Annotated in this window: 12 protein-coding genes; 5 read left to right on the forward strand and 7 right to left on the reverse strand. The window is 67.7% G+C overall.

All coding sequences use genetic code 11. From position 1 onward, the window contains the following. The gene (locus LCL61_RS37840; protein ID WP_340684179.1) at positions 1 to 1,755 is read right to left on the reverse strand and encodes a substrate-binding and VWA domain-containing protein; all 1,755 of its coding nucleotides are present in this window, start codon (positions 1,753 to 1,755) and stop codon (positions 1 to 3) included. A gap of 36 nt (positions 1,756 to 1,791) precedes the next feature. Further along, entirely contained in the window at positions 1,792 to 4,413 is a 2,622-nt protein-coding gene (locus tag LCL61_RS37845; RefSeq protein ID WP_340684180.1) for a P-loop NTPase fold protein, read from the reverse strand. Between the two features lie 137 nt (positions 4,414 to 4,550). On the opposite strand from LCL61_RS37845, the gene LCL61_RS37850 reads away from it, so the two are divergent. After that, complete coding sequence (locus tag LCL61_RS37850; RefSeq protein ID WP_340684181.1) at positions 4,551 to 5,102, forward strand: snapalysin family zinc-dependent metalloprotease; 552 nt, start codon at positions 4,551 to 4,553, stop codon at positions 5,100 to 5,102. Between the two features lie 40 nt (positions 5,103 to 5,142). Here LCL61_RS37850 and LCL61_RS37855 read toward each other — a convergent pair whose 3' ends face one another. Both LCL61_RS37855 and LCL61_RS37860 read right to left on the reverse strand, forming a co-directional pair. Next, entirely contained in the window at positions 5,143 to 5,322 is a 180-nt protein-coding gene (locus LCL61_RS37855; RefSeq protein ID WP_340684182.1) for a ferredoxin, read from the reverse strand. 5 nt (positions 5,323 to 5,327) lie between these two features. Beyond that, positions 5,328 to 6,530 (reverse strand): cytochrome P450, encoded by a 1,203-nt coding sequence (locus tag LCL61_RS37860; protein ID WP_340684183.1) that lies wholly within the window; start codon positions 6,528 to 6,530, stop codon positions 5,328 to 5,330. A gap of 183 nt (positions 6,531 to 6,713) precedes the next feature. Between LCL61_RS37860 and LCL61_RS37875 the strand changes: the two genes are divergently transcribed. Then, on the forward strand, positions 6,714 to 7,634 hold the full coding sequence (locus LCL61_RS37875; RefSeq protein ID WP_425342080.1) for a helix-turn-helix domain-containing protein: 921 nt from the start codon (positions 6,714 to 6,716) through the stop codon (positions 7,632 to 7,634). A 721-nt stretch (positions 7,635 to 8,355) separates the two neighbouring features. Then, complete coding sequence (locus tag LCL61_RS37880) at positions 8,356 to 9,588, forward strand: HNH endonuclease signature motif containing protein (RefSeq protein ID WP_340688780.1); 1,233 nt, start codon at positions 8,356 to 8,358, stop codon at positions 9,586 to 9,588. 597 nt (positions 9,589 to 10,185) lie between these two features. Here the strand turns inward: LCL61_RS37880 and LCL61_RS37885 are convergent. Genes LCL61_RS37885 through LCL61_RS37895 form a run of 3 tightly spaced genes read right to left on the reverse strand, consistent with a single transcriptional unit; the run spans position 10,186 to position 17,677 of the window. Beyond that, positions 10,186 to 15,069 (reverse strand): DNA repair ATPase, encoded by a 4,884-nt coding sequence (locus LCL61_RS37885; RefSeq protein WP_340684184.1) that lies wholly within the window; start codon positions 15,067 to 15,069, stop codon positions 10,186 to 10,188. Further along, positions 15,066 to 17,075 carry a flotillin family protein gene (locus tag LCL61_RS37890; RefSeq protein ID WP_340684185.1) on the reverse strand — a complete coding sequence of 670 codons (2,010 nt, stop codon included), beginning with the start codon at positions 17,073 to 17,075 and terminating at the stop codon, positions 15,066 to 15,068. The genes LCL61_RS37885 and LCL61_RS37890 overlap by 4 nt, the downstream gene beginning before the upstream one ends. A gap of 17 nt (positions 17,076 to 17,092) precedes the next feature. Continuing rightward, positions 17,093 to 17,677: a hypothetical protein gene (locus LCL61_RS37895; RefSeq protein ID WP_340684186.1), complete on the reverse strand. Its 585-nt coding sequence runs from the start codon at positions 17,675 to 17,677 to the stop codon at positions 17,093 to 17,095. A gap of 289 nt (positions 17,678 to 17,966) precedes the next feature. Between LCL61_RS37895 and LCL61_RS37900 the strand changes: the two genes are divergently transcribed. Next, entirely contained in the window at positions 17,967 to 18,404 is a 438-nt protein-coding gene (locus tag LCL61_RS37900; protein ID WP_340684187.1) for a hypothetical protein, read from the forward strand. Between the two features lie 23 nt (positions 18,405 to 18,427). Next, complete coding sequence (locus tag LCL61_RS37905; RefSeq protein WP_340684188.1) at positions 18,428 to 20,527, forward strand: heterodisulfide reductase-related iron-sulfur binding cluster; 2,100 nt, start codon at positions 18,428 to 18,430, stop codon at positions 20,525 to 20,527. Positions 20,528 to 20,586: the final 59 nt, after the last annotated feature.

A 20,586-nucleotide genomic window follows, 5' to 3' on the forward strand; every position in this document is an offset into this window, starting at 1 on the left:
TCAGAAGTTGCTGAACACGTTGACGAACATCTTGTCGATGCCGTACGGGTCGATGGCCTGGTAGCTGCGGGCCTTGGACTTCTGCGCGATCTCGTCGAGAACCCGGCTGTCGGCCTGCGCGCCGTAGGCCATGGTGAAGATGCGGACGGAGTTGTCCAGTCGCTCGGCGTCGACGTTCTGCAGCACCTGCTCCTTCGTCCCGGCCTCGGTGTTCTCGCCGTCGGTCAGGAAGACGACGGCGTTGATCAGGTTCGGGTCGAACTCCCGCCGCATCTTCTCGTTGGCGGCCATCACGGTCTCGTACAGCGCCGTATCGCCTTTCGGAGTCAGGTTTTCGACCAGGTCGAGCATCGGGCCGCGGACGTTCTTCACCTTGCCGATCGGCATCTTCTCCTCGTACCGGTCGGAGAACGTCCAGAGCCCGACCTCGTCTTCGGGATGCAGGTACTCGAGCTGTTTGCGGATCGCGGGTTTCAGCAGGGCGATCCGGCTCTCCGAGTACGGCTTGTCCTTGCGGTTCTTGTCGAACGGTTCGTTCATCGAGCCGGACAGGTCCAGCACCAGCAGGATCCGCCCGCGCCGCTGTGTGTACTCCCAGCCGTCGAGCATCTTCTGGATCTGCTCGCCGGTCGGGACGCCGATCTTCGGGGGCTCCTGGGTCTGCTGGGTGCCCACGACCTTGGCCAGCTCCGGGTTCCCGCTACCGCCGGGGTCGCGGAACCCGAGCTCACGGAACCGGTCCTGCTGGGCGGCTTCGAGGAGGAAGTCGTAGAAGTCCTTGGCCGCCGCCTGCTGCTCCGGCGACGCGTTCGCGGTGGTCAGGAAGGGATGGTCGATCAGCATCGTCCCTTCCCTGGGGTGGACGGCGACCAGCGGGCGCAGCGGCGCGACGGGGTTTCCCTTCAGCTGCGCCGGATCCCCGGTCGGCACGCCGCGGTTGTACAGGTAGACCATCTGCTCCTGCATCGCCATCGCGCTGATGTAGGGCGTCGGCTTCTTGCGGTCCTCGTCGTACAGCGTCTTCAGGAAGGCCACCGAATCGTCGCTGTAGTAGGCGACCGACGCCTCGATCCCGCGGACGAACCGCACGGTCTCCGCGGTCTCGATCTTGCCGTAGTCGCCGCCCGTCGCCGCGAAATAGGTCGCGATGGTCGCGGCGAGCCCGGACGTCGACCGCCGCGGGTTGTCCTTGCCGAGCGTGAAGTTCCCCCACTGGGCGTACGCGGCGCCCTTCGAGGCCCAGCCACCGTTCCGGTTCACCTCCAGAACGTCACCCCAGCCGAGGGTCCTTTCCGGCCAGCCCATGGCCTTGGCCATCGGTTCCGGCATCGCGATCACCATCGGACTGGTCGCGAGCGACGTCTTCGGACCGGTCCTGATCCGCTCGCCCTTTCCGCGCTGGCGCAGCAGATCGAGCCAAAGCGACGAACTGGGCATCCAGACCTGGGGCTCGGGCTGGCGTTCGTCGATGTCGTTCCAGCCGTCGGCGATGAGGTCGAGTGTGGCACCCGAGGTCTTCTTGTACGCCTCGACCTTCGCGCACCGGCCGCCGTCGAACGTCCGGCCGGTGTTGTTGTACCGCTCGGCCAGTTCGGCGATCAGGTCGCCCTTCTCCGTGGAGGAACTGGTGACCAGCCGGACGCAGTCGGCCCTGGTCGCGTTCGAGGGCGCGGTGACCGTGGTGGCGAGCAGGACGAGCACGAGCGTCCCGACGAGCGCGCCGAAGACGAGCGAAAGCCAGCCTGATCTCCGCATGCGCCGCCCCCTAGCCGTCGTAGCGGGCAAGTGTAGCTACAACGTGGTTCCCGGTTCCGTCTCCTCGGTCACGAGATCGTAGGTTTCGAAACTGAAGCGGGCGAGGGTGCCCACCCAATTCCGATAGACCTGTAGATCATCGAAGGATTCGGCGTCTAGCCGCCATTCAGGTGGAAAGGCCTCCCGTAACGATTCGCCTGCCGAAAGGGCGATGAACGTCTCGCGCGCGGCGTCGGGATCGGCGACCAGCAGGGTCAGCAGGACGAGGACCGCGCGGTAGGGGCCGCCGACGAACCGCGCCAGCTCCGCGTCCGGAATGCCGATGCGCACGAGCCGGTAGAGGTTGACCAGCTTCCGGATCTCGCGCGGCGTGTTCAGCCTTTTCCGCAGCACGTGGACGAAAGCGCGTTCGACCTCGGTGAGCCGCAACCGGTCCGGCCGCATGTTGTAGAACGTCGGCGGGGCCGTTTCCTGGACGACGACCTCCCTCGTTTCGCCGGGTTCGGGGTTGCTCTCGTCCTCCGGCCATTCTTCGGGCTCGGACGGCTCCGATTCCCGTTCCTCGATCGGCATCAGCGCATCGATCAGCTCGTCCGCCGCGCTTCCCATGGGGCGCAAGGCGAACACGATCTGGAAGATCTTGTCGAGGTACTCCGCCCGTCGCGCCTCCCCCGTGCCGAACAGTTCTTCGTGGTGCAGATCGAGGCAGCGCCGCAGCCACCGCGGGTCGACCGCGACCACCACGACGAATGCGGGCAGCGCCAGCAGTAGATGCACCGCGGCCAGTACTTCGATCACCTTCGACGGCGGGCAGCGGTCGAGATCGTCGATGTAGAGCACGATCCGTTCCAGCGGCGGCTTGCCCGTGCCGCCCGCCCGCAGCCATTCCTCCCTGGCGTCCACCAGATCGGCGCTCAGGTTCGCGAGGTCTTCGCGGACCCGGGCGAAAACCCCTTGGTAGTCCCCGTATCTCCCGGTTTTCGCCTCTTCGATCAGATCACCGAGCCTGCTCGCCGCGTCGAGCCGCCGGAGCCGTTCCTCGGTCTCCCGGACCTCGGTCTCGAACCGTTCCGCGCGTTTGTCTACGTCGTGCCGCAGCTTGTCCAAAGTGGACTTCACCGGCGCGAGGGCCGCCCTGGCGGTGGTGAGCGCCGGGGTCAGCACGGCACCGAGCGCGACGACGGCGCCCGCCGCGGCGAGGATAGCGTTGTGCCACAACGCCCAGCCGGTGATCGCCGCGGCGACACCGAGCACGCCCAGCACCGCGTATCCCGCGACGGCGAGCCTCCGCCGACGGCGTTCGGCTCGGTCCGCCCCGGACACCAGCAGCCGCCAGCGCCAGGTGTGCGGGGAATCCGCCTTGACCGCCTTCAGTCCCGCGAGCCGATTGCGCAGCTCCTCGCGTTCGGCGCGGACCTCGCCGGCGTCCGCGTGCGTCTCGGGCGCGCCGAGGTTGCGGAACAGGTGGTCCACGAGCCCGACCCACAGATGGTCGTCGTGGTACTGCCAGGCGTTGAACCGGATCTGCCGGATCTCACCGGTGAACACGCTGTTGGCGGCGTCGCCGCGGGACCGGCGCGCCAGTTCGGCCACCCGGTCGGTCACCTGCCGGACGAAACTCGATTTGCCGGAGCCCCACGGGCCCAGCAGCGCGACGCACAGCGGCGGGCTGGTCTCACGGTCGGCGATGACCGCGGCGAGGGTGCGCACGTCGTCGTGGAAACCGATCAGGTCGACCGGACTTTCGACGTCGGGCGTGATCCGCGGCCGCGCCCGGCCCGGTTTGGGCTCGACGAAGCCGGTGCCGTCGATCTGGTTGCCGAAGCGGTCCCACACCCGGATCGTGCGGTCGTCCCCGACGGTGACGATCTTCTCGTTGCCCGCGGTGCAGACGATCGCCCGGACGTTCCCCTGATGTCCCTTGAGGAGCGTGTAGTCGCGCGGGTCGTCGATCTCGCGGACGCGAACCTCGCCGTCGGAACCGCCGGAGAGCACCAACCTGCCGTCCGCGCCGAAGGCCAGCGCCCGCACCACGCCGGTATGCCCGGGGAAGACGAGGGCCGGATCGCCCTTGCGTCCCCACAACCGGACCATCTCCCCTTCGGCGGACAGCACCTGCCGGCCGTCCGCCGAGATCGCGACCACGTGGACCGCGCCCGCGCCGCCGAACCGGTAGTGGGAAACGATTTCCCCGTCCCACAACCGCACGCCACCGGCGTCGTCCCCGGCGACGACCACCCGGCCGTCCGGGGTCACCGCGACCGACTCCACCTCCGGGCCGCCGGTGCGCAGAGCCCGTACCGTCGCGCCGTCCAGCCGCCGGACCTCGACGGTGCTTCCCGCGCCGGACACGGCGAAGTCCTTCGCCACCGCGACCGCCACGGTCCGCCTGGTGGTCTGGACCTCCGGGGGATGCGCGCCGGTACCGGTGATCCGCCAGCGCCGCACCGTCGCCCCATCGCAACCGACCACGTACTGACCCGAAATACCCACCGCCAGCACCGGCCGATCGTGGCCGCTCAGCGCGAAACGCTGCTCTCCGGTCTCCAGGTCCCAGACCCGCACCGTCCGGTCCGCACCGCCGGTGACCAGGCGGTTTCCCTTCACCGCGACCGCGAGGATCGGTTCGTCGTGTCCGGTGAAACGCGCCGTCGTCATAACGGCACAGTCTTCCGGTCGCGTCAAGATCATGGTTAACGACAGGCGACTATCGGCGGGTACCCCGACCGCCTCGAAAGGTTCAGTGTCGACACTGCTCCGAAATTCCAGCACGCCTTAAACGCGAGGAGTTCAACGTGCTTCGACGTACCTTCGCCGCGGTGCTCACCGGCGCCGCGCTCTCCATCTCGGTGCTCTCGGCCCCCTCCGCCGGTGCCGCCGAGATCATGGCGACCACCCTGACCTACGACGACAGCCAGGCCGCGGAGTTCAAGGAAGCGGTGGCCGCCGGCGTCAACGTCTGGAACACCAACGTCACCAACGTCCGTATCGTGAAGGCGACGCCGGGGCAGCGGGTCAACATCCGGGTCATCGCCGACAACGGCTGGCCGCGCGCCACGCTCGGCCCGGTCCGCCCCGGCGGCACGGTCACCGTGTGGATGGGCAGGCAGGCCGTCCAGCAGGGCTACCACACGCCCCGGATCGCTTCCCACGAACTCGGGCACAGCCTCGGCCTGCCCGATGTGAAGCCCGGCCCGTGCTCGTCGCTGATGTCCGGCTCGACCGGTGGCGTCAGCTGCACCAGCGTGAACCCCAACGCCCAGGAGAAGGCCAGGGTCCAGCAGCTCTACGCCGGCACCGCGGTGCAGAGCGCCGACGCGGGCAAGGTCCTCGCGGAAATCGGCTGATCCCGCGCCAGGGGGTGCCCGCCCGGCACCCCCTGGCCGGTCATTCGCTCGCCGTGATCGCCGCCGCCGGACACAACTGCACGGCGTCGCCGATCTCCGCCGGGTCCCGGTCCAGCAACCGGACACGGCCGTCTTCATCGTCCTGTGCGAACACATCGGGCGCGGTCAGCACGCACATTCCGGCGCCCACACAGCGTTCCCGGTCCACTTCGAGTTTCATCGCGATCAGTCCCACGCCACCGGGAGCGCGTACACCCCGTAGATGTCGGAATCCGTCCGCATCGGGATCTCTTCGGCCGGAACGGCCAGTCGCAGCTTCGGGAACCTGGCGAGCAGCCCGGTGAAGGCGACCTTCATTTGTACCCGCGCGAGCTGCTGACCGAGGCACTGGTGGACCCCGTGCCCGAAGGAGGCGTGCCCGGCGGCGTTCCGGCGGACGTCGAGCCGGTCGGGATCCGGGAATTTCAGCGGATCACGGTTGGCCGCCATGCCCGACAGCGCGACCGCCTCCCCCGCTTTGACGAGCTGGCCGCCGATCTCGACGTCTTCGAGCGCGGTTCGCGCACCGGTGTGCGCGATCGTCAGGTAGCGCAGCAGTTCCTCGATCGCGCCGTCGATACGCTCCGGGTCTTCACGCAAGACCGCGAGCTGGTCCGGATGCTGGAGCAAGGCGAAAGTGCCCAGCGCGAGCATATTGGCCGTGGTGTCCAAACCGGCTCCCAGCAAGAGGAACGCGATACTGGTGAGCTCCTCGTCGGTGAGTTCCGTGGTCGTCAGTTCGCCGAGGATGTCGTCGGTCGGCTCGGCCCGTTTCGCCAGGATGAGCTTGTAGAGGTACTCCCCCAGCGCGTTGATGGCGGCTTCCTGCTCCTCGGCCGGAGCGTCCGGCAGGTTCAGCGGCAGGACGTTAAGGCGGAAGAACTCGTGGTCTTCGTAGGGAACGCCGAGCAGCTCGCAGATCATCAGCGCCGGAATGGGCTGCGCGAAAGCCGTCACCAGATCGGCCGACGTACCTTGCCGTTCCATCGCGTCGAGGTATTCGGTGGTCACCTGCTCCACCCGTTCGGAGAGCAGCCGCATCCGGCGGACGGTGAACTTGCCGGTGAGCAGCTTGCGGTACCGCGCGTGCTCCGCACCGTCCATCCTGATGAACATCCCCGGGGCCGCCGGTGGCATCTCCACCATCGCGGCCGCTCCCGGCAGCGGTGAGTGCATCAGCTCCTGCCGGGCGCTGAACCGGGGATCCGCGAGGACCGCCCGGGCGATCGCGTGGCCGGTCGCGAGCCAGCCTTCGTGCCCGTCGGGAAACGTCAGCCGGACGAGCGGGTGCTCGTCGCGCAGCGTGCCGAGCTCGGCGGGCGGGTCGAACGGGCAGCCCTTCGGCCGTTCGAGGGGCAGTTCGGTGAGATGAGGCACCGATGTGGTCATTGCTGTTCCTCCCAGTTTTTACCGATGCCCAAAGGCTACGTTGCATTTACAGATCGCTCAAAGCTCAAGGCTGGCTTTTTCGGCGTAATAGCTGGTAGATTTCAGTAAATCGTTGCAACGGTCGTGGCGGTGAATGCAACGTCTCGTTGCAATGATCTGCGCGTGAACGCACAGGAGGTGCCCGTGCCGGGCGGCAGGCTGACCCAGGAGGACCGCCGGCTGATCGCGACCTGGCTCAAGGACGGTCTCGGTTACGCCGAGATCGCCCGGCGGCTCGGGCGGCCGACGTCGACGATCAGCCGCGAGGTCGCGCGCAACAGCGGCCGTTCCGGCTACCGCGCCGACGAAGCGAACCGCGTGACCGGCGAACGCGCGCGGCGCCGCAAACCGCAGCCGCGCGCCGTCCCCGTCCTCGAGAACGGCTACGGACGGGACCCGGAAGCCGTACGCGCCTTCGAAACCGACTTCGCCGAGATGATCGTGGCGACCGGACTCCCCCGGATGACCGCGCGCGTCCTCGCTTGCCTGGCCGTCAGCGACGACGGCGTGCTCACCGCCGCCGAACTCGCCCGGCGGCTCCAGGTCAGCCCGGCCTCGATCTCGAACGCCGTCGCCTATCTCGAAGCGCAGGCGATGCTCAAGCGGGAACGGGACGGCCGCCGTGAGCAGTACGTCATCGACGAGGAAATGCCGCAGCGAGTCTGGGCCGAAAGCGTCCGCTCGAACCAGGAATGGGTCAAGATCTCCCGCCAGGGCGCCGAAGTCCTCGGCGTCGCGACACCCGCGGGCGCCCGCTTGGACGATCTCTCCCGGTTCCACGCCCGCATCGACGAAGTCATGCACGACGACCGCGTCGCCGTATTCGCCGGTGACGCGCTGACCGTACTCACCGCACTCCTCCACGCCGAGCGCGCACTCTCCCTTCCTGCCCTCGCGTCCGCACTGGATTGGTCCACCGAGCGGGCGGCGGCCGCCTTGCGGGTGGCGGAAGAACATCCGCACATCGCCGGCCCGGTTCGGGTGGATTCTCGCGCTGGGGAGTATCGGGCGGTCCCGTTGGTGGAACGGCTCACGACTGCGCAGTTGGCTGCTTTGAGGTCTTGAGTGGTCCCGGGTGGCTCGGGTAGGCGATGGCTGTGCCCGGTTTGAGCGGAGTCTTGCGGACTCGCCGCCTATTGCCGCTTTCGGCGACGCTGGCCTAATGGCGAGTCTTGGCAGCGGCTTTTGAAGGGGCCGATGCGGATCCCTGCGCATGCGGTGCCCGTCGCCACTTTCCGGCAACGCGAGTCCAATGGCGAGACTTGCCAGCGCGGACCTCGAAGGGCCAACGCGGAGCCCCCTGNGCAACGCGAGTCCAATGGCGAGACTTGCCAGCGCGGACCTCGAAGGGCCAACGCGGAGCCCCCTGCGCACGCAGTGCCCGTCGCCACTTTCCGGCAACGCCTCCAATGGCGAGACTTGCCAGCGCGGACCTCGAAGGGCCAACGCGGAGCCCCCTGCGCACGCGGTGCCCGTCGCTTTCCGGCAACGCCGGTCTAACGGCGCGACTTGTCGGCGACAGCCCCGAAGGACCAAAGCCGAGCCATCCACACAGGCCGCCCGTCGCCACTTTCCGGCAACGCCTCCAATGGCGAGACTTGCCAGCGGCGGACCTCGAAGGGCCAACGCGGAGCCCCCTGGCCGGAAGCCAGCGATGCTGCATGGTGGCTGAAGTCGGTGGTCTGCCTTTCGTTGTCGAAAATCGGCGATCCCGCCACTCGTCGTGAAGCCGGAAACTGTCGGTGGCCGGTCGTATGGTCGTGGGGTGGACACACATTCCGCGCCCGTGGCGCTACTGGAAAAACTCACTGACCCCGAGGTGCTGGAAGCGGTGAATGCTTCGGTCACTTCGTTGGACGACAAGGATTCCGTCGCTGTCGCGCAAGCGGCGTCGGCATGGATCGCGCGGCTGGAAGCGGTCCGGTTCCGGGCGCTGGCACAGCTGAACCGGCATCGCGACGGGGCGCGGAGCGTCACGCAGGAAGTCGCCTTCGCGCTGTCTCTTGTGGACAATCATGCCGGTGCGATGGTCGCCGCTGCCGACGCGTTGACCGCCCGCCTGCCCCGCACTCTGTCCCTGATGGACCAAGGAGAAGTGAGTGGCTTCGGCGCGATGAAGGTCGCCGCGGCCACCGCGTGGCTGTCGGACGAGGACGCCCGTACCGTCGATGCGCTCCTGGAGGAGCGGTTACCGGGCAGGAACCCTGACCAGATCCGGAAAGCAGCGAACCACGCGGCGACCACCGTCGACCGCGAGGGCGCCGAAGCGCGGGCCGAACGCCATCGCGAAGGCCGTCGCCTGACCTTGCGGCAGGGCGAAACGGGAGTGGCGTCGATCGAGGTCGAAGACGGACCGGTCGAGAAAGTCACCGCCGCCTACCGGCGCATCGATCGGGAAGCACGGGCGCTCAAGACCGGGGAAGAGACCCGCACCCTGGAGCAGCTACGCGCCGACGTCGCGCTCGACCTCCTGCTCGGCGGCCAAGGCGGCACCGGTGAACGCACCGAAGTGTTCCTGTACATGGATCTGTTCACCTACCTGGGCCTCGACGACGACCCGGCGGAGATGGCCGGACACGGTACAGTCCCCGCCGGACTCGCCCGGCACATCGCCACCGGCCCGAACACCGTGCTGCGCCGCATCATCACGGACCCGCTCTCCGGCCAGGTACTCGATCTCGGGCGGGGCCGGTATCGACCCACCGCTGGTTTGGACGAGTTCGTCCGGGTCCGGGACCGCGAGTGCCGAAGACCCGGCTGCCACCGTCCCGCGCAAGCATGCGACATCGATCATTCCGTGCCCTGGCAGCACGGCGGCCATACCAATGTCGACGAACTGATCGATCTCTGCCGACGTGACCACCGCCTCAAAGACGAACCCGGCTGGACCTACCACCTCGCCACCGACGGCACACTCACCATCACCACCCCCACCGGACAGAGCTACGACAGCTCACCCCCGCAGCTTCACGTACCCCGCCCAAGGACTCCGCTCGCCGACGAATCGCCACCGTTCTGAGACTCATTGCCGGGAATCGGCGACAGGCGGCTTTTGTGCGGAGGGCTCGACTTTCACTTTCAAGGACGTTCACGGCAAGTCTTGCTGTTAGAACCGCGTCGCCGGAAAGCGGCGACGGGCGGCCTGTTTGGAGGGCTCGGCTTTGGTCCTTCGGGGCTGTCGCCGACAAGTCGCGCCGTTAGACCGGCGTTGCCGGAAAGTGGCGACGGGCACCGCGTGCGCAGGGGGCTCCGCGTTGGCCCTTCGAGGTCCGCCGCTGGCAAGTCTCGCCATTGGAGGCGTTGCCGGAAAGTGGCGACGGGCACTGCGTGCGCAATGAGAACTCGACGTACACCACCTATTACGACCACAGTCCGGCATCCCCGACCTCCGACAACGAGGAATCCGTGCAGCGTCGCCGACTTCCGGCAACAAGGTCTCAGCCGAGACCTGCCGATAGGCACCACCGGGCGTCCGTCGCCGGTTTCCGGCACTGAGTAGCCACCGGATCACGTAGCCGATTTCCGGCGACAAAGGCAGACCGCCGACAGAACCTGCCACCCGAACGCCCAGCAAGAACCCGCCGAGAAGCAACCGAGCCCATCCACCGGGAAAGCCCTACATCACATCACGCACGACCATTCGCTCCGAAGCGCGCTCGATAGCCGCCTCGACCGCGCCGACCCGGTCGGCCAGCAAGCCCATCGCGCCGACCGCGCGGCTCATCGGGTCCTCGTCGTCCCCGCCCAGCGCCTGCGCGCGCAGGTAAGCCGCCTTCACGTCCGCCCATCGCTTCGCCTCCGAGGAGCTCAGCCGTCCGCGCAGTTCGGCCAGCTTCAGCAGGTTCGCTTCGGCGCCCGAGGTGAGTGTCTGAGCTTCGCCGGCGTAGTGGTCGTCGATCAGCGCTTCCAGTTCGGCGTCGTTCATCGCGGGCACGATCCGGCCGGCGAGTTTGTTCATGTTCCGATACGAGCCTTGCAGCTGGAACGGCGGTTCGACGCGGGACGAGTCCGCTTGTGCGGCCGAAGCGATGTATGCCTGATTGTTCGTCAGGACGATCCGCTGCACCTTGATCAGTTTCCGCAGTACGGCGAGGATCTGCTCCAGCTCGGTGGCCGAGTAGGCGTGCTTCAGCTGATCCGCCCGCACCGAGCCGTCGCCACGGGCCAGCCGGACGAGAACGTCCACATCGGACCTTTCGCGTGAGACCAGCGGGGCCAGGACGGTGTTCGCGGTGAGCGAGTTCTCGATGTAGCTCAGCGCGAACAGCTCTTCCTTGCCCGACAGCACATCGCCGAGGTTCCACACGTCCGCGCGGTTGGCGAGCATGTCCGGGATCCGGAAACGCTTGCCCTGCTCGGTGTACGGGTTGCCCGCCATGCAGACCGCGAACCGCTTGCCCCGCAGGTCATAGGTCCGCGTCCGGCCTTCCCACACGCCTTCCATCCGCCGTTGCGCGTCGCACAGCGAGATGAACTTCTGCAGCAGTTCCGGCGACGTGTGCTGAATGTCGTCCAGATACAACAACACGTTGTTGCCCTGCTCCAGCGCGAACGAGATCTTCTCGACCTCTTGCCGCGCCGTCGCGTTGGGCGCGTCCGCCGGATCCACCGACGTGACCTCGTGCCCGAGGGCCGGCCCGTTCACCTTGACGAACACCAGCCCGAGGCGGCTCGCGACGTACTCCATGAGGGTCGTCTTGCCGTAACCGGGCGGCGAGATGAGCAGCAGCAGACCGGACTGGTCGGTCCGCCGCGCGTCGCCGGTCGCGCCGAGCTGCTTGGCGAGGTTGTCGCCGATCAGCGGCAAGTAGACCTCGTCGAGCAACCTGTTGCGCACGAAGGCGCTCATCACCTTCGGCTTGTATTCGCTCAGCCGCAGCCTGTCGCGTTCGGCCGCCACCAGGTCGTTGCGCAACCGTTGATACGCCCGGAAACCGGGGACGCGGTCGCGCCGGAAGCGCAGCGTCCTGGCCAGCGTCTCGTCGAGCCGCAGGGTCAGTGACCGGTTGACGATCCGCGGATGCGAGCCGAGCAGACCGTCCACAGTGGCCGAAAGCTCCGCCGAAGAGTCATATCGGGGCAGGTCCGCCAGTTCGATTGCGACGGCCTCCGCCAGCTCGTCGTCAGGCAGACCTGCCGAATCCACAAAGGACCGTAGCCAGGCCTCGGCGAGCTGGTGACGGTCCGCGAGGTCTTCGAGGGCGCGCAGGTCTTCGGCGAAGCTCCGGCGGTCCAGCCGGAACTTGTCGAGCAGCGTCCGCGCGCCACCGCTGGTGACGAATCCCGGCGACGCGTCGGCCAGCTCCTCGAACAGGTACTCGCCGGCGAGTTCGAGATCCAGCGTCAGCCCCGAGGACGTCGCGAACGCGGTCATCGCCTCGGTGAGTTCCCCGGCCAGTGAGTCGATCGCCGTGGTGTGACCGAAAGCCTCCCGCACCCGCGCGAGCGACGCGGCGCGCGTCGTCCACGCGGACTTCGCCGCCTCATCGGCGCCGAAGGCCCAGAACAGCTGGGCGGCGGCCCTGGCGGCGGGCGGGTAACGCAGCAGCCCGGCCCCGGATCGCAGGCGCAACAACACCGACAGGATCGCGGCGGCGTCGTGGTCGTGCACACCACGCGCGTAACCCTCGTCGTAGCGGTCCCCCGCCACCCGCCGGACGACGTCCAGCAGATCGGCTTCCTGCAGATCCGGCTTTTCCGCCAGGATCGACGTCGCCAGGTACTCGGCGCGGTAGACCTCGGCCGACTCCGAGACCAGCAGCTGGTCCCAATACTGCCGCGTCTCCTCGAACGCGGAATCCCGCACCGGCGAGCGATAGTCGGTGCCGGTGATCGCGAACTTCATCCCGCCGTCGTGCGGCACCAGAGTGAGGTCGATGTCCTGCGTGTTGACCGCGAAGGTGTTGCGGCCGAGGCGGATCGTCTCGCCGCCCTCGCCGTAGAGGTCGAGCCTGTCGCGCAGCGCGCGGCCTGCCTCCTGGCGGGCGGCCTTGACCCGGCCTTCCAGCTCTTCGGCGCGCACCTGGTCGCCGAGGTCCCGCAGTTCGGCGACGACGCTGCGCAGCTTCGCGACCATCGGGTCGGAGGCGAAGTAGGTGTTGATCTCGTCGACCGAACCGAGCGTGCCGACCCGCCTGGTGACGCTCGAGAGGATCCGCTCGGCCGAATCGACCAGCCTGTCCGCACGGCGGGCCCGCTCGTCGAGCAGCGCCTGCTTGCGTGAGGAGAACGCCTCGTAGACGTCGGTGCGCTTCTCTCCGAGCGACGCGAGGAAGTCGTCGAATTCGCCGAACCGCGATTCGAGGTTCTCCAGCTGCAGCAGCAATCTGCCGAGCTGTTCGTCGCAACGGTCGGGGGTGTCCGCGACCGCGAGCCCGCCGGTGATCGCCTGCGCGAGCAGCGCGAACTCGGCGGCGAACTCCGCCCGGCCCTCGGTCTCCAGCAGTTCCTTGCGACGCGCTTCAAGGGTCGCGCGAGCCCGGTTGACCGCGCCGATGACCTCGCCGACGCGTTCGAGGATCTTCGTCCGCACCACGGCGTCCGCGATCTCCAGCCCGCCGACGACGTCGGTGAGGACTTCGAGCCCGCCGGACTGTTCGTCCAGCCGCTCGGCGACCGGGACGGCTTCGGCGACCGTGGAGATCGCGCCCGCGGCCTCGATCAGCCCGTCGACCTCGGCGTGATAGCTCGTGAACGCGTCCTCGCCCTGCAGGAACCGGACGGCCCGCTGCGCGGCCTCGCCGAACTCCGTGTCGAGATCGGCGATCAACTTGTCGACCCGGGCGGTGTCGACATACCGCAGTTCCCGCACGGTGACGAGGTGCCCCCGCGCGCGGTGCATTTCGGCGAGCCTGCGCACCCACGCGTCGGCCGCGTTCAGTGCCTCGCCACGGACCTTCCGCACGAGCGACGCGGTCTCCGCGGCCGCCTCTTCGACAGCGTCGGCCGCCTGCGAGGTGAGCGCGGTGACCGTCTCGAACTCGTCGAGCACCTGCTCCGCGGTGACCCGGACGTCCGACAGCGGCGACCGCAGATCGCCGAGTTCGGCCTCGCCGAGCCAGTGATAGTGGTCGAAGACCCGCGCGCATGCTGCGATCAAGGCCTCGAACACCGCCGCCGACGGCGCCATCTCGCCGACCATCCGGCCGATCGAAAGACAGTCGGAGATGCCGCGGACCAGATCGGCGTTGCCGACCCGCTCCAGCGGTCCGGTGCCGGCGGGCTGCGACGCGGCGTACGTGTCCGATTGGAACGGCGTCCGCCACACCTGCATCGGGTGCACGCGGCTCGGCTCGTCGGACAGCGCGCGGAACAGCACCATCGTGCCGTCGTCGAACAGCGAGTACCCGTGGCACGGGATCGGGTTCGAGACCTCTTTGCGGATCACGTTGTACGGAAGGAGCAGCGAGCGGCCCTCGGCCCGCGCGTGGAAGACGTAGAGCACGTCCTCCCCGTTGGGCGAGCGGATCACGCGCTCGAATTCGAGCTCGTCCACGGTGGTGTCGAACGTCTTGCTGACACCCGTGTCGAGGTAGTAGCCGCCGGGGAAGATGATCCCGTGGTCCTCGGGCAACCGCTGGCACGCCTGCCCGATCCCGTCGAGGCGCACCACGTCCCGCGTACGGGTGTTGAACACCAGGTACCGGTACACCGTCTCCTTGTAGGGCAGGATCCGCAGCAGGATCAGCGGGCCGATCCTGGCGTAGGAGACCTCGGCGTCGGCGAGGCTCTGCAGTGGCTCGTCGACCGGTTCGGCGTAGACGCCCTCACCGGTTTCGGTGTTGTTCTCGACCTTGATCGTCAGGTTGCCGCCGACGGTCTCGACGAACACGTCGTCCTCGATCGAGATATGCGGATGCCGCCCGAGGACGTGCTGCTCGCGGCTGGTCTCGATCCATTCGAAGTCGTGCGACGGCGGGAAGACGTGATCGCGTTCGCCCCGGCTATCCACATAGGACACTTTGCCGTCGGCGGCGATACCCCAGCGCAGCACGCGGATGTCCTCGGTCCGCGGACCGATCTGGAACACCGCGAGCAGTTTGCCCTCGACCCGCCGCAGCTGCAGCAGCTTCGCCTGCCGGTAGTACCGGTACAGCTCGGCGAAGTCGCGGACGAACTGCTCGTCGCGCAACAGCTCCGGCAGCTCTTCGGCGGGCACGTCGTCGAAGCGGAAGGCTTCTTCGTCATGGCTGAAGCCGTGCAGCGAGAAGACGTCATCGACCGTCGTCTCCGGCTTGAGGCCGATGAAGACGTTGTAGCCGAACAACATCCGCCCGCCGACCGACACGACGTCCCGCGGTACGCAGTTGTTCGCGGTGCGGATCCGCTCCGTGCCGATCAGCGCGAGCTGCGCGCTGCCGAAGACCCCGAGCCGCGCGGTGTTGAGCTCGTCCGCGCGTTTCGCCAGTTCGGCGGCCTGTGCGGCGAGCCGGGCGCGGAGCACCTCGTAGGTGCCCGCGTCCAGCTGCTCCGTTCCTGCCGCCGGTTCGGTCGCCGTCACTGCTTCGCGGGGGCGAGAGCGGCGACGGACGTGTCAGCCAGGCCGAGCCGCTGCGCCATGGCCAGCAGCTCCTGCACCTTGCCGCTGTCCGGGCCGCCCGCCTGCAGCTGCTTGGCCAGGAAGGCCGACAGCGTCAGGTTCTTCACGTCCTCCGTGCTCACCGAGCCGACCAGCTTCGTCAGGTCGTCGGTGAAGCTGCCCGAACCGTCGAGCCACGACTTCCCGAGGGTCTGGACGACGTCCGAGTGCTCGACGAAACCGTCCACGCTCTTGCCGAGCCCGATCGAGCCGATCACCTTCTCGAAGAACATCGTCTCGCCGCCGACGATGTCGATGTCGGCCTTCTCCAGCCCGATGCCCAGCACCGTGGCCTGCGCCTCGGCGACCTCGCGCTGCACGTTGAGCGCGGCGAGCCGGATCTCCTTCTCGGCCTCCAGGCGCAGGCGGTACTCCTCGTGCTGGCGGCTGGCGGAGTCGAGCGCGGCCATCGCGGCGGCCTTCTCGGTGAGACCTTCGGCCTCGCCCTTGAGCTTGTCGCGCATCGCGTCGGCGAGCACGATCGCCTTCTCGCGTTCGACGATGGCCTCGGCGCGGCCGACCTTCTCCAGCGCGTCGGCGTCGCGTTCCTTGACCTGCGCCGCGGCCAGGCCGACGGCGGCCTCCTCGGCCTGGATGCCTTCGGCCAGGCGGATCTTCGCCCTGGTCTCCAGCTCGGCGGCCTGCTGGCGCGCCTCGGCCAGCGTCAGCTCCTCGCGGGCCTTGTGCTTCGACGCGGCCTCGGCGGCTTCCGCGGCCTTGATGTCCTTGACGAGGTTCTCCTGCGCCTCCGCCTCGGCCCGGATGATGGTGGCCTCACGCTGGCGCTGCGCCTCTTCGACGACGCGGAGCTTCTTGATGTTCTCTTCCTGCTCCGCGACGGTCTTCTCGACCGCGATCCGCTCGCGGATCACCTCGGCGATGGATCGCTTCTCGGTCTCGACTTCCTTGTCCTTGGCGATCCGGGACAGCTCGGTCTCACGTTCGCGGCCGATGACCTCGAGCAGCCGGTCCTTCTCGATGCGCTCGCTCTCGATGGCGATGACCCGCTCACGGTTCTTGCCGGCGACCTCGATCTCACGCTGCTGGTTCTGGTGCTGGATGCCGAGCTGCTCGTCCGTGCGGAGCTGCGCGGCCTGCGACTTGAGCCGCTCCTCCGCCTGCACCTTCGCGATTTCGGCCTCTTCGCGCGCCCGCATGGTCTCGACCTCGCGGCGCTGCTTGATCTCGGCGTCGGCCTGCCGCCGCTCCAGTTCGAGGATCGCCTCCTTGGCGTCCACGTTCTGGCGGGTGATCTCCTTTTCCTCGCTGCGGCGGAACTCGTTGGTGCGCACGTGCTCGATCGCGGTCAGCTCGGTGATCTTGCGGATACCCTGCGCGTCGAGGATGTTCGCGGAGTCGAGCTGCGCCATCGGCGTCTGCTCGAGGTAGTCGATGGCCGCGTCCTCCAGGCTGTACCCGTTGAGGTCGGTGCCGATGACGCGGATGATCTGGTCGCGGAATTCGTGGCGTTTGGTGTAGAGATCCACGAAGTCCAGCTGCTTGCCGACGGTTTTCAACGCCTCGGAGAACTTGGCGTTGAACAGCTCCTGCAGGGTCGCCTCGTCGCTGGCGCGTTCGGTGCCGATGGCCTGCGCGACCTTGATGACGTCCTCGACGGTCTTGTTGACCCGCACGAAGAACGAGATCCGGATGTCGGCGCGGATGTTGTCCCGGCAGATCAGGCCCTCGCGGCCGGTCCGGGTGATCTCCATGGCCTTGACCGAGGTGTCCATGATCTCGGCCTTGTGCAGCACCGGCAGGACGATCGCGCCGGTGAACGTCACGTCGACGCGGCGGACCTTCGAGATGATCAGCGCCTTACCCTGCGGCACCTTTTTGAACAACCTGGTGATCGTGAAGAGCAAGACCAGGAGGATGACAACTATCACGGCGATCAGTACGCCGGCCCCCACGCTGATGGCACCCATAGTGTTCCTTTTCTGCTTCAGATGTCCAAGGACTCGACCCAGAAGAACTCGCGTTCGGAGTCGTAGTCGTAGAGAACTACGCGGCTGCCCGCCGTGAGGTTGCCTTCGCCTGCCTGACGAACGTCCACAATGGCCGTGGACCCGTCGGCGGCGGCGACTTCGGCCTGGCCGAAGTCATGGGTGACCGACGAGGTGCGGATGACCGCGGCCCTGCCGATGAAGTCCCTCCTGCTCGGCTCCTTCGCGGGGCCGAAGACACGACGTAGCGGCACCACGATCACCCTCGTCCCGAGTGTGCCGAGCACGAGCGCGACGGCGAGCACGCCGACCCCGAGCCCGATCCTCGATGGTGTCGAAAGCTCCAGGTCATCGAGAAGAACCGTCCCTGCCAGGCTGGCGAACCAGGTGAATGCGATCAGTAAAGAGAGCGAAAGGGACAGTGGGACCCCGCCGAAGCCCGCCAGGAGCCCGTCGCCGCCGTCGAAGTCGTCGACGTCGACCGCGCCGAGCAGTGCCAGCAGCCAGTAGCCGATCACCACGATCAGCAGGAAGCTGAAGAGCACGGCCGGAAACCCCAGAGCCGCGGTGACGAACCCGCCCATCGCCGTCGTTCCCTCCCCCATTACCCCGGGTCAGGACTATAACCAGCGCGTGACGGCGGGCGGGCCGTTTTCGGCTACGACTGGGTCACGGTACCCGGAAGCGTGCGAGAGGTCTGCGCCTTTCGTCCTCTGAATGCGACAAAGGCACCTGTACCGACGCCTTACCGCCGGCGTTACGCCGACCGGCCGCTCCGAAGCCATCCGGTTGGCCCCTGTCGCGGCACCGGGGTGAGCCCTACTCTCCAGTATTGAGAGTGACACAGGACACACCACGGTCTTGGGAGGCTCCATGGGGTGGCACGTTCGCGAAACGATCGACGAGGATCGACGCGAACGGCGAATCCGCCATGTCACCCGATGTCTGAGCTGCACGCTTACCTGCGTCCATTGTGGACTTCCCGCGCGATTCTCCGTTCCCCCAGGACATCCCGGCCTCGGCGTCGTCGAGCATCTGCCGGGTGTGACCACCCCCGGCCTCCCGGATCTGGCTCTGCTGCACCGATTCTGCCGGGACACTCTCGCCGCGGAGCCGGGGATCGCGCTCAGGCGTGCCTATCTCGGCCTGGCGACCGAACTCTTCGAAACGGGGCGGCGGATCCGCCGTCACCGCAGGCTCGGCGTGCATCCGCCACGGCCGGGACATCTCGAGGCCTACCGAAAACGGTGGCGAGTGGCCAAAATGCGGTACGCCTGCAAGGCGTGCCGGTACTACACCGGCTCTCACTGAGCCGATTCTTCCCCGGAGGACTCGTGCTCGTTCGTCTCATCCTCGGTCTGCTCATCACCGTCGCCGGTCTCGCTTTCGCCGCCCGCCGCGCCGCCTGGCTCTACAAACTGATCCGTTCCGGCCAGCCGGACGAAAAACGCTCGGACGTCCTGGCCCTCCGCGCGAAAACGCATCTGGCCGAAGTCTTCGGACAGCGCAAACTGCTCAAGTGGTCGGTCCCCGGGCTCGCGCATCTCTTCACGTTCTGGGGTTTCGTGATCCTCGGATCGGTCTACGTCGAGGCGTACGGCGCCCTGTTCGACCACGACTTCCACATCCCGCTCATCGGGCACTGGGCGGTTCTGGGCTTCCTCCAGGACTTCATCGCGGTCGCGGTGCTCGTCTCGCTCGCGGTGTTCGCGGTCATCCGGATCCGCCAGGCACCCGAACGGAAAGACCGCGCGTCGCGGTTCTTCGGCTCGCACACCGGCGGCGCCTGGCTGATCCTGTTCATGATCTTCAACGTGATCTGGACGATGTTCCTCTTCCGGGGCGCGTCGGCCGCGGTCGGCGTCTTCCCGTACGAGTCGGGCGCCTGGGTTTCCCTTGGCGTGGGCGAACTCCTGGAGCCGCTGGGTCCGTCGGTCACCGAGCCGCTGGAGACCGTCGGGTTGCTGCTGCACATCGGCGTGATGCTGGCGTTCCTGTCGATCGTGCTCTACTCCAAGCACCTCCACATCTTCCTGGCGCCGGTCAACGTCACGGCGAAGCGGCTCCCGGACGCGCTCGGCCCGCTGCTGCCGATGGAATCCGGCGGCAAGCCGATCGACTTCGAGGATCCGGGCGAGGACGACACGTTCGGCCGCGGCAAGATCGAGGACTTCACCTGGAAGGGCATGCTCGACTTCGCCACCTGCACCGAATGCGGGCGCTGCCAGTCGCAGTGTCCGGCGTGGAACACCGGGAAACCCCTGTCCCCCAAGCTGTTGATCATGGACCTGCGCGACCACCTCTTCGAGAAGGCGCCGTACATCCTGGACGGAACGGAGGCACCTGAAGGGCGCCCCCTCGTCGGTCCCCAGGACGACGGCGGCGTGATCGATCCGGACGTCCTCTGGTCCTGCACCACGTGCGGCGCCTGCGTCGAACAGTGCCCGGTCGACATCGAGCACGTCGACCACGTCGTGGACATGCGCCGCTACCAGGTGATGATCGAGTCGGCCTTCCCGAGCGAACTCGGCGTGCTGTTCAAGAACCTCGAAACCAAGGGGAACCCCTGGGGCCAGAACAACTCCGACCGCCTCACGTGGACGAAGGAGCTCGGCTTCGAGGTGCCGATCTTCGACGGCGAACTCGCCGACGACGTCGAGTACGTCTACTGGGTCGGCTGCGCGGGCGCCTTCGACGACAACGCCCGCAAGACCGTCCGCGCCACCGCCGAGCTGCTGCATCTCGCCGGGGTGAAGTACACGATCCTCGGCACCGACGAGTCGTGCACCGGCGACCCGGCGCGCCGCTCCGGCAACGAGTTCCTCTTCCAGATGCTCGCGCAGCAGACCGTCGAGACGCTGAACGCGGTGTTCGAGGGCCGTGAACCGGGTACCCGCAAGATCGTCACCACCTGCCCGCACTGTCTCAACACCCTCGGCCGCGAGTACCCGCAACTGGACGGGCACTACGAGGTCCTGCACCACACGCAACTGCTGAACCGCCTCGTCCGCGCGGGCAAGCTGACGCCGGTCAAGCCGGTCGACGCCGGCCCGGTGACCTACCACGACCCGTGTTACCTCGGCCGCCACAACAAGGTCTACGAACCGCCGCGCGAACTCGTCGGCGCGACCGGCGCGACGCTCAGCGAGATGCCCCGCCACGCCGACCGCTCGCTCTGCTGCGGCGCCGGCGGCGCGCGGATGTGGATGGAGGAGCAGATCGGCAAACGCATCAACCTCGAACGCGTCGACGAAGCCCTCGGCACGGACGCAGAGACCATCGTCACCGGCTGCCCGTTCTGTCGCGTGATGCTGAACGACGGCCTCGTGCAGCGGCAGAGCGAGCAGCGTGGCGAGAACGTCACCGTGCGCGACGTCTCCCAGCTCCTGCTGGAGACCGTGCGGGAGCGGGACCGGACCACCACGGAGATTTAGGTACCGGGTGGCGGAGCTGAGATGCATGCCGGGAACGGACACAACGCGCGAACCCGCCC

The organism is Amycolatopsis coloradensis (assembly GCF_037997115.1).
In the GTDB taxonomy this organism is placed as follows: domain Bacteria; phylum Actinomycetota; class Actinomycetes; order Mycobacteriales; family Pseudonocardiaceae; genus Amycolatopsis; species Amycolatopsis coloradensis_A.

Bases quoted from the DNA above. Each gene is read 5' to 3' on its own strand.
- LCL61_RS37860 (WP_340684183.1), bottom strand. From the start codon at position 6,530: ATGACCACATCGGTGCCTCATCTCACCGAACTGCCCCTCGAACGGCCG.
- LCL61_RS37890 (WP_340684185.1), bottom strand. From the start codon at position 17,075: ATGGGTGCCATCAGCGTGGGGGCCGGCGTACTGATCGCCGTGATAGTT.
- LCL61_RS37895 (WP_340684186.1), bottom strand. From the start codon at position 17,677: ATGGGCGGGTTCGTCACCGCGGCTCTGGGGTTTCCGGCCGTGCTCTTC.
- LCL61_RS37900 (WP_340684187.1), top strand. From the start codon at position 17,967: ATGGGGTGGCACGTTCGCGAAACGATCGACGAGGATCGACGCGAACGG.
- LCL61_RS37845 (WP_340684180.1), bottom strand. From the start codon at position 4,413: ATGACGACGGCGCGTTTCACCGGACACGACGAACCGATCCTCGCGGTC.
- LCL61_RS37855 (WP_340684182.1), bottom strand. From the start codon at position 5,322: ATGAAACTCGAAGTGGACCGGGAACGCTGTGTGGGCGCCGGAATGTGC.
- LCL61_RS37840 (WP_340684179.1), bottom strand. From the start codon at position 1,755: ATGCGGAGATCAGGCTGGCTTTCGCTCGTCTTCGGCGCGCTCGTCGGG.